Raw genomic sequence first — 14,186 nt, forward strand, 5'->3', positions numbered from 1 at the left:
AAACTGAACCTATAGTAACGGATATTTTGCATTTCGTCAAATATTGTATTTATCAAGCTGGTCAAGGAAGCTCTGCGACTTCAGCTTCAGCCCAAGCTGATGGTCCATAAAGGCCCGCATAAGCTTTTTGAGTTCAGCCCTGGTGTCTTCCTTCACATCTACGCTGCCAAGCCGCGTTAGATCAAGCGCCGCGAACAAACGCAGCAGCTTGAGCGCACGGGGAGAAACCTCCATTGCCGGAGGATCATTATGTCTGCAGCTGCGGCAGAGCACACCGCCGAGGCGGGGACTTATCCGCAGCTCCTCATCAGGCTTGTCCAAGCCGCAAACGATACAGGAATGGAGCTGCGGACCATATCCGGCGGCCTGCAAAATTTTCATTTCAAAAACATTAATAATGACACCGGGTTCCTTATCTTCCTCAAGCGCAGTTAAACATGCCGAAAGCTGCCGGAACCAGAAGCTGCCGGTCTCCTCATCATGAAGCACACGGTCAAGCAGCTCGCAGGCATATGAAGCATATGCCGTCTTGACCAGATCCTCGCGCAGCGGATGGTGGGACTTCGTAATCTCACCCGCATTCAGTGTACCGAGTCCCCCATTGTTGCGGAAAAACACAAATTCTCCGGCAGTGAACAGCTGGATTAGTGCAGCATGGCGGCTTTTGACCTTTTTGGCCCCGCGCACAAGAACGCCTACTTTGCCGGCGTTCTCGGTGCAAAGCGTAATAATCGCGTTCCCTTCGCCGTAGTCCATGCTGCGGATGACGATCCCTTCCACCCTGTATAGCATGCCTCTTCCCCCAACCACTCGGTAAGCAACCAGTCCTTATTGCGCTTCTTCATCAAGGACCTTCTCCTCCTCCGCAGGCAACGCTATGCTGCCGTCTAACGGATCAGCGGCTTCTTTGTACAGCAAATAAGCATCGACATCTCCAGTCATTGCAAAATACTTCCACGAAAAGTCTCGCATTCGTATTCATCCTTTCTTCGGAAACACGATGTCTCTTCAGAAATAGGATGTGCGATAGGCCAGGATCTATCCTTGCAATTCCTGCCAAGCAGCCGTGAGCGCGGATGTTAAAGATCTTTATGGAAGCCCAAATCACGCAGAACGCGTTCCTGGTTGCGCCAGTCTTTTTTAACCTTAACCCATAGCTCCAGGAAAATCTTCGAGCCCAGCAGGTTCTCGATATCGGTACGGGCCCGTCTGCCGACTTCCTTCAGCATCGCGCCCTGCTTGCCGATAATGATCCCCTTCTGGGAATCGCGCTCGACGAAAATAACAGCCGAAACATGCACTACCCCGTTGGACTCGACACGCATATCCTCGATGGCAACCGCAATGGAATGCGGCACCTCTTCGCGGGTGAGATGCAGGATTTTCTCGCGGATCAGCTCCGCGCAGACAAACTGCTCCGGATGATCGGTGATCTGATCGTCGGGATAATACTTCGGGCCTTCCGGCAGGTATTTCGTCACCTGGTCCAGCAGCGTGTTCACATTGCTTCCTACCTTCGCGGAGATCGGAACAATTTCGGCAAACTCATGCAGCTTGTTGTATTCGGTAATCAGCGGAAGCAGCGCTTCCGGCTCGATTTTGTCAATCTTGTTCATGACCAGAATGACCGGAGTCTTGATGCCCTTCAGCTGCTCGGCTATATAGCGGTCGCCGCCGCCCATGCCTTCCGATGCATCCACCAGGAACAGCACCGCTTCCACCTCAAGCAGCGTGCTCATGGCCGTCTGGTTCATGTAATCGCCCAGCTTGGACTGTCTTTTATGGATACCCGGCGTGTCCAGAAATACGATCTGGGAGTTCCCCGCGGTGTATACCCCGTGAATTTTGTTTCTGGTCGTCTGCGGCTTGTCCGACATGATGGCGATCTTCTGTCCGATCACCTGATTCATGAGTGTCGATTTGCCTACGTTCGGTCTGCCGATAATGGCGACAAACCCTGATTTGAATTTCATATGATCTTCCTTCCTGCTTCCTTCTTGAGATTAGACTTGGTTAAACTTTCGATTTCCCCAAACTTTCGATCCCCCTAAACTTTCGATCCCCCTAAATCCCCCTTAGCCAAGGGGGACCCCAAGGGCCCCGGCCCTCTGGACACCCGGAAATGGCGTGGGAGAGATGGTTAGAGCATAGGAGGGAGGCCGGCGGGCGGAACGCTTACGTTCCCTGCGGGAACACGCTGGAATGTGGCGCAAAATAACTATTTACTTGGAGCCTATCCCAGAATAAATAAGTAAGAACTATGGGTAAGAAAAAAAGTAAGAGGTGATGAGTGTTGGACAGCTTCGCCTCAACAACGGCATTTCTGCCGTTATTGAGGGACACACGGGACTGCTCCGCCTCAACAACGGCATTTCTGCCGTTATTGAGGGACACACGGGACTGCTTCGCCTCAACAACGGCATTTCTGCCGTTATTTCGGGGCACGCGGGACTGCTTCGCCTCAACAACGGCATTTCTGCCGTTATTTCGGGGCACGCGGGACTGCTTCGCCTCAACAACGGCATTTCTGCCGTTATTTCGGGGCACACGGGACTGCTTCGCCTCAACAACGGCATTTCTGCCGTTATTTCGGGGCACACGGGACTGCTTCGCCTCAACAACGGCATTTCTGCCGTTATTTCGGGACACACGGGACTGCTTCGCCGCAATTCCGCGCTGCACTTCCAAGGACTTCATGCGTTCCATGGTCTTCGCCCAAAAACACAAGGCTCGAATGAGTGTGGAAGTAGGCGCTTGGAAAGGGAGCCGGCACGGAACTATGAAGCCTTGCTTTATTTCGCCTGCGTATGGATCGTTTGGAAAAGCGTACGATCCGTTCATTCCCGGCAACTTATTTTGGGATAGGTTCTTAGTTTACTTATGTGCTGAATGAAAGTCTGGCGCAGACTTGGTTGCACCTCCAAGAGTTGGACCAATTGCATAGCGGCTTATGCGCTGAATGTTTGTCTTCCGCAAAATATTTATTCAAATGTGCTCTTGCAGCGACTCCAACGGAGAGGCTTCAGCCGTTCACGGGCCAAGGACCTCTGAAAACTCGGGTACCATGATACAGCTTGTATAAATTTCACTTTAACCCTCCAAGTCTTATTCTGCTGCACTTTGTACATTAGACATTCATGCCGCTGCACAGCACCCTAGAGGATGCAAATATAAGCAGAGACATGAATTTGCAGGACAGAATTACTGGAATACTGTTCACTTGAAGGCATTGGTCGCTGCATCCAATGGCGTTCCAATTTACTCAGGAGCCTGTCCCTGCTCCAGATCGGCAGGACCAAACGCGCCGGGGAGCAAGTCCCGCACGGTGGTCTCCTGAATATTGCCTTTGAGGTTGCCGAGAATGACCTTCATATCCGGAGGACACAGCTCGACCATCACCTGGCGGCAGACGCCGCAAGGGGACACGGGGCCGTCCGTATCGGCAATAACCGCGAGCGCCTTGAAGGTTCCAGCCTTGTGGCCGTCCGCGATGGCGCGGAAGAGTGCAGTCCGCTCGGCACAGTTCGTCGGGCCAAAAGCGGCATTCTCGACATTGCAGCCGTGATGGACATGCCCGTCCTGGTCCAGCAATGCTGCTCCAACGCCGAAACGGGAATAGGGTATATAGGCATTTGCCCGTGCTTTGATTGCTTCCTGTAGAAGTAGAGCAGGTTCCATCGTTGTCCTCCTAAAGAATTTTGTCGGGAGATTCTTCCCGCTTACACAGCATATACGTAAAGACAATGAAAGGCGGAGCGCAAAAAGCGGGTCCGCCTCTCCCATAAGCCGAAGTTGTAGATTGATTATGACATAAGTCCGGTAATCCAGTCCATCACAGGATAATAAAATACGTAGATTCCCGCGATGACGGCAAAGACCGCCGTGAGCAGTACGGCGCCTGCGGCGGTATCTTTGGCTTTTTTGGCCAAGGGGTGAATCTCCGGAGAAACCAGATCAATCGTCGCTTCTATCGCAGTGTTCAGCAGTTCGGCGGTCAGAACAAGTGTAATCGCAAGCAGCAGCAGCAGCCAGCTTGACGGAGAAACTCTGAATATCGCGGCGGCAGCCAGAACGAGTAAGCCCAAGCCGCTGTGCACCTTCATATTCAGCTCGGATTTGAACGCCGAGGCAATGCCATGCGCCGCAAACCGAAAAGAGTGCCAGAATTTTTTGTGGCCTACCGCCGTATTCTTGACCATTAGCGGGTCAACCCAGCCCGTACCAGCACATTTTCCTGCTTGGACATCATTTCCGCCTCCGAGGCGGCGTCCTGATGGTCATAGCCCAGCAGATGCAGGAAGCCGTGGACGAACAGGAAGCCCAGCTCCCGTTCCAGGGAATGTCCATACTCCAGCGCCTGCTCCTGTGCCCGGGGAACCGAGATAATGATATCGCCCAGCACATAAGGAACGTCTTCCTGCTCTCCATTATCCTCAAGGGCATATATAATTTCAGGCTCGTCTTCCCCGGTTTCGTTCATGGCAAAGGACAGCACATCCGTCGCGCGGTCAATTCCCCGGTACTCCAGATTCAATTCGTGGATGCGCTCATTATTGACAAAAGTCAGATCCACTTCACCTTTGCGGATTCCTTCGGCTTCCCCCGCCATTTGCAGAATGCTCTCCAGCAGAGCGATCAGCTCATCGCTTATATGATGTTCTTCCTGCTCGTTGCTCCAAACGATTGCAAGACTCATGTTGTTACGGCCCCTTCCTCTTTTTTCGGTTTCTTCACATCCTCGGGATATTCAATCCGGGAATGAAAAATACCCATCACCGTTTCTTTCAGCGTCCGCGAGATAATATCCAGCTCCTTGATCGTCAGGTCGCATTCATCGAACTGGTGATCGTCCAGACGGCTCTTGACGATTTTCTCTATCATCGTCTCCACCTGCATCACTGTAGGCTTGCGGAGCGAACGGACGGCCGCTTCCACGCTGTCGGCAATTCCCACTACAGCGGACTCCTTCGATTGAGCCTTCGGTCCGGGGTACCGGAAATCCTCTTCGGTGAAGTCGGGCTCCACACCCTTTTCCTCTGCCAGCTTCAGGGCCTTATGATAAAAATAATGCAGGAACGTCGTGCCGTGATGCTGCTCGGCAATATCGCGGATCGGCTTCGGAAGCTTGTACTCCTTCTGCATTTCCACGCCGTCCCGGGCATGTGCCACAATGATCGATTTGCTGAGCATCGGCTCAATCGAATCATGCGGATTCTCCATATTATTCTGATTCTCTATGAAATAAAACGGCCGCTTCGTTTTGCCGATATCGTGATAATAGGACCCGACCCGGCAGAGCAGGCCGTCTGCACCAATCGCCTCCGCCGCCGCTTCCGACAGGTTGCCTACCATCACACTGTGGTGATAGGTTCCCGGCGTTTCAGTAAGCAGCTTGCGCAGCAGGGGGTGGTTCGGATTCGACAGCTCGACAAGCTTCAGCGCCGACAGGATGCCGAACGTAGCCTCGAAGAAAGGCATCAGTCCGATAACCAGCACCGCGGTCAGCAGACCGCTGGCAAAGGAAAAGCCGATCGCATACAGCGTCTGTGTCTCATTCCAGGCACCTCCCCCCAGCATGGTCAGCACGGATACGGTGACGCAGCCGAACAGGGATACCATTATTCCGCCCTTCAGGAGTGTGGAGCGCTGCCCCGCACGGTGAGTGGCGAAGATGGCGACATAGCAAACGATAAGCGCAAAGAAGCCGAAGGTGAAATCAAACACGGTATTCTGCTGCACATTCAGAATAATGCTGGCAAGAATACTGAACAAAATGGAACAGAAATAGGCCAGGGCCATATCCAGCAGCATGGTGATCAGCATCGCCCCAATGGCTACCGGAGCCAGGAAGCCGACATAAGACCGGACATCCGTCTGCAGGAACGCGGCCAGCTTCATGGTAATAATCGTAATGCCAAAAACCAGCACCAGCATAAGCAGCTGGGAGTTATTGTACTTGAAGCCGGACGTTCCGCCTGTATAGCGGATGAATGTCAAAAGGCCAAAGGACAGCAGCGCAGAGAGCAGCAGCAGGCCAAATTGCGGCCAGTAGTTGACCTCGTTGCTCAGCAGCCCGTTCTCGTCCAGCAGCGCATACAGCTCGGGAGTGATGAGTTCTCCCTTGGGGACAAGCACATCCCCCTGCTCAATGAACACATCCGGTGTGTTCTCACGGGCCTGCACCTTGGCTTCCTTGGTCGCATCCTCATCGTAGAACTTGTTGCTTGTAATGACCAGGCGCACCAGCTCCTGGACAACCTCACGGGCCGTACGCTGGCTCAGCGAACTGACGCTCACCTGCTCTGCAACCTTGGCGCGCGCGGTCTGGGCATCGGTAATCTGGTCGTTCATCAGCTTGGTGACGATATCCCGGGCGACCGGCTTCATCTCGATAATATCCTGGGAGGTCAGACGCGGTATCTTAATGAAAGTTTCTTCCGGAATAACATAGGTCTGATCCTTGATGACCGACTGCATCTCTTCCAGAAGATGCTCCGAATAGGTCCCGGCATTTCGGCTGGAGGTCACAAAATTCAATATAAAATCATTGGCCCGCTGCGGAATTTCTTCCCGGTAGATGGCCGTTTTATCGGATTGCGAGATTAAATCATCCTGATTCAGCCGGTCAATCCGGTCCAGTAGAGAGGTTACGAGATTGTCCGCCCTCATCGGGATAATCGCATAACGGTTGCTCACATTCTCAGCTGCCTCTTCCTGAGCTTTCAGCTTGGCTTTGGTGTCAAGGATTTGCTTGGGCGCTGTGATCTCCTTGGCGCTGCGGGTGCCCTCTTTAATATCATACTTTTTGGGCAGCAGGTCCGAGGACAGGCTGAAGTAGAAAACAAGCCCCAATAACAGGAAAAGAGCATAGCGCGTTACCGCGCTATACTTCCAGCCGCTGTTGCTGTATACAAATCCGCTTAGTTTCGATGGTTGCTTTGAGGCCATGAAGACAGTCCCCTTTTTTATTCGAGGTTTTCGGCAGAACGTTCATAAGCGACAATGATTTTTTGTACCAGGGAATGCCGGACTACATCCTGTTCTGCGAAATAGACAAATCCCAGTTCATCAATGCCGGATAAAATCGTTTTGGCTTCGATCAGGCCGGATTTCTTGCCGCGCGGCAGGTCGATTTGAGTGACATCGCCCGTAATCACCATCTTGGAGCCGAATCCAAGGCGGGTCAGGAACATTTTCATTTGCTCCGGGGTCGTATTCTGGGCTTCGTCGAGGATGATAAAAGAATCATCCAGCGTGCGTCCGCGCATATAGGCTAGCGGCGCGATCTCAATCAGTCCCCGCTCAAGCGCCTTGGCGACCTGATCGGGCCCCATAACGTCGTATAGGGCATCGTAAAGCGGACGGAGGTATGGGTCCACCTTTTCCTGCAAATCGCCTGGAAGGAACCCCAGGCTTTCTCCTGCCTCCACAGCCGGACGCGTAAGGACTATCCGTTTGACGGAGCCTTCCTTCAGCGCCGTAACCGCAAGCACAACGGCAAGATAGGTTTTGCCGGTACCGGCGGGTCCGATACCGAAGACGATGTCCCGCTTTTTGATGGTAGTGACATAATGCTTCTGGCCAATGGTCTTGACCCGGACGGGCTTGCCGCGGAAGGTTGTCGTAATTTCACCTTTGAACAAATCAAGCAGCTGGTCGGCCCGGAAATCCTTGGCCAGTTCAACAGCATACTGGATATCCCGTTCACTGAGTATGTAGCCGCTGCGAATCAGGGAGAGCAGCACACCAAACAGCTGTTCCAGGATGTCCACTTCCCGCTCCGCTCCGCGAATCGTAATTTCAGCTTCACGCGAGTCAATTACGGCCGGAATTTCACTTTCGATTATTTTTAGGAATCCATCCTGCGGGCCAAACAAGGCTTGCGCTTCTCCCGCAGTTTGCAAAGATATACGAATGCTTGCAGTCTGTTCTGACAAATAGCCTCATTCTCCTCAGTTGTTTACTATCGGAAGTTCTTCCGTGATTCTCTCTTCCACTTCAAAGAGCACTTTCATATAAACTTTACCATTGTCTTTCTTCTCATGCAAAATTTTTTGACTTTTAATGACGCTGTCCGTGCCGTAACGGGCCAAAATATCGTTCTTCGCCCGCATGATCCCCTCCTGGCGAGCTGCCTCGGGCGTCAAGGTATCCGTGGTGCTCCGGACCTCCATTTCCTTCTCGGTCATCAGCCCCAGCGGAAGCTGTAAAGAGCGCCACGTCAGCGGATCATGCTCCGTAAGCGTACGCGATTCCTTGAACCCGGCTTTTCCGTAGCCCCACAGCTGGACCGCCCATTCGCCCAGCACCAGATAAGTCCGGTCCTTCCGTTCACCCGTGTAGGAGCTTCCCGTCCTTTTCAACGGCACCTCAATATTATATTCATGCCAGACCAGGCCCTTCACCTCGCCTTTGGCAACCACATATTCTACATTTTCTTCATCGCCCAGCGCGCCTGAGATCAAAATCTGCCCTTTTTTGACCCGTGAATTGCGGCTGACAACAGGTCTGCCCTGCTCGGCGTAAATTTCGGTCACCACCGCATCGGCCCTGCTGACCAGATGACGCTGGCTGAGCAGGGGCTTTTTCTCCGGCTGGTCGGATTCCACGATCTGGATCTTGACGCTTGTCCCCGTCCGCAGCACGCCTACCCAGGACACGCCGGGAAGCTTCGAGGTTAGCTCCTTGGAAAGCTTGTCCGGATCGTCCATGCGCCAAATCCACTGGAAGGGGTAAACACCCTCGTGGCGTGCGGCTTGCAGAATATCCTCGGAAGCAATCCGGCTGTTGCCTTCAATCCTGATCGTCCATATCATCGAGCACAGCAGCAGCAGGCCAATGCCGAACAGCAGCAGCCCCGCGGCAAAAAACTTCCGTTTCAACAGCCGCGCCGTCTTGAACGGCAGTCCGTTTCTGCCGGTGACGCGCATGCGGCAGCCTGTCTTTTTCAAAAGCGGCCGAAGGGCAAAAAAGTCATCCAGCAGCAGGTTCAGGGAAGCGCCGCTCCCGGCAGGCCTCACATCCCAGATGATAATGCCCGCTTCAGTTACAGCATTGATAAAATTTTCCACCTGCGGTCCCGTCACATGCAGTGTAACGAACCCCCGCAGTGATGCCAAAGGCGGCTGCTTCATGAGTTCTCCTCGCTTCCCTTATATCTGATTTCTCCGATAATGCCCTCTACTGCCAGCTCGGGGCCAAGGATATTGCGAATCACAAGCCCCTCGCCGGAAATCTCCAGTGAGCCGTTCACTAACGCAAGCTTCAGCTGCTCGGAGGAAAAATGCAGCACGCCGCGGTGGTTCTCGATAAACAGTTCTTTATTGCCGATCAGGGTGATTCGGGGCAGCTCCTGCAGCACATCCTGCGGAAGCTCCAGTACCCCGTTTGTCCATCCCCGCAGCCTGCGGCCAATACGGGTCATAAGTAGACTTCTCCCCCTTCCTGCCTTCTCTACACCTTATGCGGCAGCGCTTTTGTTTATGAGAAGAACTCACATCACAAGCAGAAATGGCGGAGGGGCATCCCAAAAAGCCGCAGAAAAACTGCTATGGGGAATTTAGAAGGATAATTCACGGCACAAATCATATGAATTTTTATAATTCAACAAGTGGAAACGGCTGCGCCGTCCTTATAAGGACGGTATCCGTTTCAGCGAGAAAGATACGGCTAATTTTTAGCGTGAAACATATACATTATATTTCAAGCAGAAACGGCTGCGCCGTCCTTAACCGGGCAGCGCAGCTGTTTGCATTTCAGGTGTAAGGCTGGCGCCCGGCGGGAAGCCAGGTGGAAAAGGTCACTTCATATTCCCCCAGCCCCTTTTCCGCAAGCGTTAGTGGAAAAAAGGATGCCTAATCCATCCGTTTCTCCCCCTTACAGAGGAATACGCCTACATTAAGATGAACTTGAACCACATCCAAAGGGCAGCCATTTTAGTGGTAAAAAGTAACACTAAGGCAGCGCATTCGGATCCCGGATCATCCCTAGTGGGAAAAAGTACAACTAATCCGGCTGAAATAGCCATATGGAGGGAGTGGGCCTCCATTAAGTGTACAAAATCCCACTAAAGCCCGTTAAATCCAGAATTCCAGCCCATTAGTGTTACTTTTTACACTTCGCTTCAGTCCCCTATGAATCTCTTCCTTGCGTTCCGCCAGCTTGTTCAGGCTCTCCGGTTCAATTCATATAAATTTATATACAAAAAGCCCCGGATTCCATAGTGGAACCCGGAGCTTGGCGGAGCACAAGCACAACCTTCAAAGGCGTGCAAGGCTCTGTTGAATAACAATGCAGGAGCCCGTTATTCAGGCTTATCTGCGGAAAGAGCGGGGCTGGCGGGAACGCGGAGGACCCAGGATCTCCGCCCATAGCAGGCCGTCCCGCAGCTCCTTGCGGCCAGCGGCAAATTCCCGGCGGCCAGCCGGAACGGGCACACCGGAATCGGGAGAATTCCCTGTATCTGCCGAAGCCATACCGGCAGAAGTCCCCTCAAATTGCGACTGCAGCCGTTCCAGATCCTTCTGCAGCCGCTCTGTACGGGCCTGCACGCCGTCCTCTTCCCAGCCTTGCTCCAGGGACAGTCCTTCCCCGGTTTCATAATCGGGAGCTGGCGGAGCTGAAGACCCCGGCCAGGCGGGAGAAGCATCATTCCGGACCTCCGGCATGGCTTCTGCCGGCCGTTCCGGGGAAGGAGAAGCTCCGCCGGGAACCGGAAATCCGCTGCCCTCCCGGGCATTACGCTCACGATCCGGCTGGCGCTTCGCACGGCGGGCAGGGTGCAGAGGATTGCCGTCCCCGCCGCCGAATGTTGGCATTCCGCCGCGCGGAGCGGTATTCCCCTTATTTTTACCGGTCTTGTTCAGACTGGAAATGATCGCGATAATAATAATCGCGGCTACATAGATCAAGCTGCCCATGGGAGCTCACCCTCCCTTATTTGTCAGTTGGACGGCTGTTGTCGTCACCGTCGCCCAGCTTGCCGAGTGAACCGCGCATTTGCGTGTCGGCTTCGATATTTTTGAGGTTCATATAATCCATGACTCCAAGCTTGCCGGAGCGCAGCGCTTCCGCCATGGCCAGCGGCACCTGTGACTCGGACTCCACTACAAGCGCCTTCATCTCGACGACACGCGCCTTCATTTCCTGCTCATGGGCAACAGCCATCGCTCTGCGCTCTTCAGCTTTGGCCTGCGCAATGCGTTTGTCCGCCTCAGCCTGCTCGGTTTGCAGATAGGCTCCGATGTTCTTGCCGACATCAATATCCGCAATATCAATGGACAAAATTTCAAAAGCCGTGCCTGAATCCAGACCCTTGGACAAGACAGTGCGCGAGATCGAATCGGGATTCTCAAGCACATCCTTGTGCGAATCACTTGAGCCCACAGTAGTTACAATCCCTTCGCCGACACGGGCGATAATCGTTTCTTCGCCCGCACCGCCGACGAGACGGTCAATATTGGCCCGAACAGTCACTCTGGCCTTTACCTTGACTTCAATCCCGTTCTTGGCTACAGCAGCGACAATCGGGGTCTCAATAACCCGTGGATTAACGCTCATCTGCACGGCCAGCAGCACGTCGCGTCCAGCGAGGTCAATGGCAGCTGCCCGTGTAAATTCCAGAGGAATGTTCGCACGCTGGGCGGCGATCAGGGCATTAACAACCCGGTCAACGTTCCCGCCCGCCAGATAATGGCTTTCGAGCTGGTTGATGTTGAGACCCAGCCCCGCCTTGGTCGCCTTAATCAGCGGGTTGACGATCCGGCTCGGCGTAACCCGCCGCAGTCTCATTGCCACCAGGGTTATAATACTGATCCGTACACCCGAAGCCCAGGCTGAAATCCACAGCATCACCGGAAAAAAGCTGAAGAACACACTCAACACAATGATCACGAGAACCGCGATCAGCAAAAAAGTAATCAAAGACGCTTCACCCATACCTTTCCCAACCTCCATTACATTTTAAAAATCCCATATTCTTACTCTACAGCTTCCTTGACGACCACACGTCCGCCTTCAACCTTGATCACTGAAATGGAAGCACCCGCAGCAATAAAGCTGCCCTCCGTGACTACATCCACACGCTCACCGTTCAGACTGGCCGTTCCGGCCGGGCGGAGCGGAGTAATGCTGACCCCGGAGGCGCCGACCAAAGTCAGCCGCTCCGGCACCGGCACAAAGCCCTGCTCCTTGGTGAGGCTGTCCTGCAGAATAAACCGGTTCCATATGCCCCGCTCCTTGAAGGTGACGGCTACAATAATAATAACCACTGCCGCTGCCGCAAAAGCGATGCCCAGGCTGAACAGCGCATGCGTATAGCTGTAGGCAGCCCTTACAACGCCCGCTACAAGGCACACTGAGCCCAGCAGCCCAAGTATGCCGAAGCTTGGGACAAACAGCTCCAGGACCAGCATGACCAGCCCCAGAATAAACAGCAGCCAGGTCTCGGAACCGGCGAAGCCTGCCACATAATTTCCAAAGAAATACAGCGCAAAGGCCAGCGTGCCAATGATACCCGGCACACCGAAGCCCGGCACCAGCATCTCAATGATTATTCCGGCGATTCCGATGAAGAGCAGAAGCGTCATTACAACCGGATGAGTCAGAAAATGCGACATTTTCTCCGCGCCGGTGTGCGCCACGCGAAAAATGTCGTCGGTGCTGTAGTCCAGCGAGGCGATCGCTTCTTCCGGTGTATTGGCGATACTGTCCGCGTACCCGGCTTTGAGCGCTTCCTCGCTGCTGAGAGCGATAATCTGGCCCAGCGCTTTGTTCACGCCAAGCTCGGGCTTGCTCACGACAATATTCTTATCCATCATCCCGGCGGCAATTTCGGGATCACGCCCGTTCAGTTCGGCGGCACCGACCATTTTTGACTTCCAGTAGGATACCAGCTTGGCATCGTCCACGCTGTTTCCTTCGCCGTCCACGAGGGAAGCTGCGCCGATCATGCTGCCGGGCTTCATAATGATGCTGTCCGCGTTCAGCGCTATGTAGCTGCCTGCAGAAGCCGCATCGCCCTTGATAAAGGCTGCGGTCGGAATCTCACTGTCGCGCACCATCATGCCGATCTGCTCGGCGGAATCCACAAGTCCGCCCGGTGTATCAATCTCCAGCACTATCAGAACGGCTCCATAATTCGCCGCCTCCTGGAATCCCCGCACAAGAAAGCTCTGCAGCCCCCGCTCAATTTCCTGATCCACCGGAATGATAAATACCGGCCCGCTCTTGGGCGCTGCGGCAGCTCCCCCCGGTGCGGGCGGTGCAGTGATATCTGCGCTTGCCACACCCGCCGCCGGCAGCAGCAGCAGAACAGCGAAAATCCCGGCAACGGCCCATTTACGCAATCTGTCCAAGGCCTTGCCTCCCTTCTCACATATTCCAACTCATAAGGCTTAGTACGCCCTTTACCGCATATGCGTTTCAAAACAATGCCTGGCAGGGCAGCATAAACAGGGGCAGAGTATAAGCCTATTTTATACTGTGTCCCTAATTAATGAAAAACACCCCTTATAAAAGGGGTGCTAGCGTTATATTATTGCAGAAATTGCAGAACCGCCTGGTTCACGAGTTTACCATCGGCGCGACCTTTTACCTTAGGCATCAGTGCGCTCATCACCTTGCCCATTTCACTTTTCGAAGAAGCACCGGTTTCCTGGATGGTCTGCTGTACAATTACTTTAATTTCTTCTTCGGAAAGCTGTTCAGGAAGGTAGTTCATGATAATCTCAATTTCTGCCTTCGTACTCGCGGCAAGCTCGTCGCGACCCGCTGATTCAAATTCTTGGAGGGCATCTTTGCGCTGTTTGATTTCACGACTAAGGATATCAAGCACTTCGTTGTCGTCTAATGTTCTCTTCAAATCTATTTCAAGATACTTTATTGTAGAACGAACCATTCGAATCGTGGAGAGTGTGAACTTGTCCTTACTCTTCATCGCTTGCTTCATATCTTCGTTTAATCGTTCGCTAAGATTCATGCTTGGGTAATCCTCCTAAAACTTTCTCTTACGAGCAGCCTCAGACTTCTTCTTGCGCTTTACGCTTGGCTTTTCATAATGCTTGCGTTTCTTCACCTCAGCCAAGACACCATCTTTAGCAATGGAACGTTTAAAGCGACGAAGTGCAGCATCAATTGTCTCGTTTTTGCGAACTTTCGTTTCAGACACCAGTTTTCCCTCCCTCCGA

At 53.3% G+C, this 14,186-nt stretch carries 16 protein-coding genes; all 16 read right to left on the reverse strand.

Features of this window, described 5'->3' with window-relative positions; translation table 11 throughout:
• Window positions 1–36: 36 nt before the first annotated feature.
• A complete protein-coding gene (gene recO, locus HYD27_RS01835; RefSeq protein ID WP_219210742.1) occupies window positions 37–792 on the reverse strand; it encodes a DNA repair protein RecO in 756 nt (251 codons plus the stop codon).
• Window positions 793–828: 36 nt separating this feature from the next.
• The gene (locus HYD27_RS01840) at window positions 829–972 is read right to left on the reverse strand and encodes a YqzL family protein (RefSeq protein ID WP_219210744.1); all 144 of its coding nucleotides are present in this window, start codon (window positions 970–972) and stop codon (window positions 829–831) included.
• Between the two features lie 107 nt (window positions 973–1,079).
• Window positions 1,080–1,973: a GTPase Era gene (gene era / locus HYD27_RS01845; protein WP_219210746.1), complete on the reverse strand. Its 894-nt coding sequence runs from the start codon at window positions 1,971–1,973 to the stop codon at window positions 1,080–1,082.
• Window positions 1,974–2,175: 202 nt separating this feature from the next.
• Entirely contained in the window at window positions 2,176–2,706 is a 531-nt protein-coding gene (locus tag HYD27_RS01850) for a hypothetical protein (RefSeq protein ID WP_219210748.1), read from the reverse strand.
• 552 nt (window positions 2,707–3,258) lie between these two features.
• A complete protein-coding gene (gene cdd / locus HYD27_RS01855) occupies window positions 3,259–3,678 on the reverse strand; it encodes a cytidine deaminase (protein WP_219210750.1) in 420 nt (139 codons plus the stop codon).
• A gap of 125 nt (window positions 3,679–3,803) precedes the next feature.
• Window positions 3,804–4,199 carry a diacylglycerol kinase family protein gene (locus HYD27_RS01860; protein ID WP_219210752.1) on the reverse strand — a complete coding sequence of 132 codons (396 nt, stop codon included), beginning with the start codon at window positions 4,197–4,199 and terminating at the stop codon, window positions 3,804–3,806.
• Window positions 4,199–4,696 carry an rRNA maturation RNase YbeY gene (gene ybeY / locus HYD27_RS01865; RefSeq protein WP_219210758.1) on the reverse strand — a complete coding sequence of 166 codons (498 nt, stop codon included), beginning with the start codon at window positions 4,694–4,696 and terminating at the stop codon, window positions 4,199–4,201. Before ybeY ends, HYD27_RS01860 begins: the two co-directional genes overlap by 1 nt.
• Entirely contained in the window at window positions 4,693–6,948 is a 2,256-nt protein-coding gene (locus HYD27_RS01870) for an HD family phosphohydrolase (protein ID WP_219210759.1), read from the reverse strand. The genes ybeY and HYD27_RS01870 overlap by 4 nt, the downstream gene beginning before the upstream one ends.
• Window positions 6,949–6,965: 17 nt before the next feature.
• Window positions 6,966–7,937, reverse strand: coding sequence for a PhoH family protein (locus HYD27_RS01875; RefSeq protein ID WP_219210760.1), 972 nt, complete (start codon window positions 7,935–7,937; stop codon window positions 6,966–6,968).
• A gap of 15 nt (window positions 7,938–7,952) precedes the next feature.
• Window positions 7,953–9,134 (reverse strand): sporulation protein YqfD, encoded by a 1,182-nt coding sequence (gene yqfD / locus HYD27_RS01880; RefSeq protein WP_219210761.1) that lies wholly within the window; start codon window positions 9,132–9,134, stop codon window positions 7,953–7,955.
• Window positions 9,131–9,424, reverse strand: coding sequence for a sporulation protein YqfC (gene yqfC, locus HYD27_RS01885; RefSeq protein ID WP_219210762.1), 294 nt, complete (start codon window positions 9,422–9,424; stop codon window positions 9,131–9,133). The genes yqfD and yqfC overlap by 4 nt, the downstream gene beginning before the upstream one ends.
• An 889-nt stretch (window positions 9,425–10,313) precedes the next feature.
• Complete coding sequence (locus tag HYD27_RS01890) at window positions 10,314–10,919, reverse strand: hypothetical protein (protein WP_219210764.1); 606 nt, start codon at window positions 10,917–10,919, stop codon at window positions 10,314–10,316.
• Between the two features lie 16 nt (window positions 10,920–10,935).
• Window positions 10,936–11,937 (reverse strand): flotillin-like protein FloA, encoded by a 1,002-nt coding sequence (gene floA / locus HYD27_RS01895; protein WP_219210766.1) that lies wholly within the window; start codon window positions 11,935–11,937, stop codon window positions 10,936–10,938.
• 41 nt (window positions 11,938–11,978) lie between these two features.
• Window positions 11,979–13,304: an NfeD family protein gene (locus HYD27_RS01900; protein ID WP_228744927.1), complete on the reverse strand. Its 1,326-nt coding sequence runs from the start codon at window positions 13,302–13,304 to the stop codon at window positions 11,979–11,981.
• Between the two features lie 230 nt (window positions 13,305–13,534).
• Complete coding sequence (locus HYD27_RS01905; RefSeq protein ID WP_219210770.1) at window positions 13,535–13,978, reverse strand: GatB/YqeY domain-containing protein; 444 nt, start codon at window positions 13,976–13,978, stop codon at window positions 13,535–13,537.
• Window positions 13,979–13,993: 15 nt separating this feature from the next.
• Window positions 13,994–14,167 (reverse strand): 30S ribosomal protein S21, encoded by a 174-nt coding sequence (gene rpsU, locus HYD27_RS01910; protein WP_005547957.1) that lies wholly within the window; start codon window positions 14,165–14,167, stop codon window positions 13,994–13,996.
• Window positions 14,168–14,186 lie beyond the last annotated feature (19 nt).

Origin of the sequence: Paenibacillus sp. S150, assembly GCF_019352175.1 — a bacterium.
Classification (GTDB): Bacteria; Bacillota; Bacilli; order Paenibacillales; family Paenibacillaceae; genus Paenibacillus_AQ.

Bases quoted from the DNA above. Each gene is read 5' to 3' on its own strand.
- HYD27_RS01905 (WP_219210770.1), bottom strand. From the start codon at position 13,978: ATGAATCTTAGCGAACGATTAAACGAAGATATGAAGCAAGCGATGAAG.
- cdd (WP_219210750.1), bottom strand. From the start codon at position 3,678: ATGGAACCTGCTCTACTTCTACAGGAAGCAATCAAAGCACGGGCAAAT.
- HYD27_RS01860 (WP_219210752.1), bottom strand. From the start codon at position 4,199: ATGGTCAAGAATACGGCGGTAGGCCACAAAAAATTCTGGCACTCTTTT.
- era (WP_219210746.1), bottom strand. From the start codon at position 1,973: ATGAAATTCAAATCAGGGTTTGTCGCCATTATCGGCAGACCGAACGTA.
- floA (WP_219210766.1), bottom strand. From the start codon at position 11,937: ATGGGTGAAGCGTCTTTGATTACTTTTTTGCTGATCGCGGTTCTCGTG.
- yqfC (WP_219210762.1), bottom strand. From the start codon at position 9,424: ATGACCCGTATTGGCCGCAGGCTGCGGGGATGGACAAACGGGGTACTG.
- HYD27_RS01890 (WP_219210764.1), bottom strand. From the start codon at position 10,919: ATGGGCAGCTTGATCTATGTAGCCGCGATTATTATTATCGCGATCATT.
- yqfD (WP_219210761.1), bottom strand. From the start codon at position 9,134: ATGAAGCAGCCGCCTTTGGCATCACTGCGGGGGTTCGTTACACTGCAT.
- HYD27_RS01850 (WP_219210748.1), bottom strand. From the start codon at position 2,706: ATGGAACGCATGAAGTCCTTGGAAGTGCAGCGCGGAATTGCGGCGAAG.
- ybeY (WP_219210758.1), bottom strand. From the start codon at position 4,696: ATGAGTCTTGCAATCGTTTGGAGCAACGAGCAGGAAGAACATCATATA.
- HYD27_RS01840 (WP_219210744.1), bottom strand. From the start codon at position 972: ATGCGAGACTTTTCGTGGAAGTATTTTGCAATGACTGGAGATGTCGAT.
- HYD27_RS01870 (WP_219210759.1), bottom strand. From the start codon at position 6,948: ATGGCCTCAAAGCAACCATCGAAACTAAGCGGATTTGTATACAGCAAC.
- recO (WP_219210742.1), bottom strand. From the start codon at position 792: ATGCTATACAGGGTGGAAGGGATCGTCATCCGCAGCATGGACTACGGC.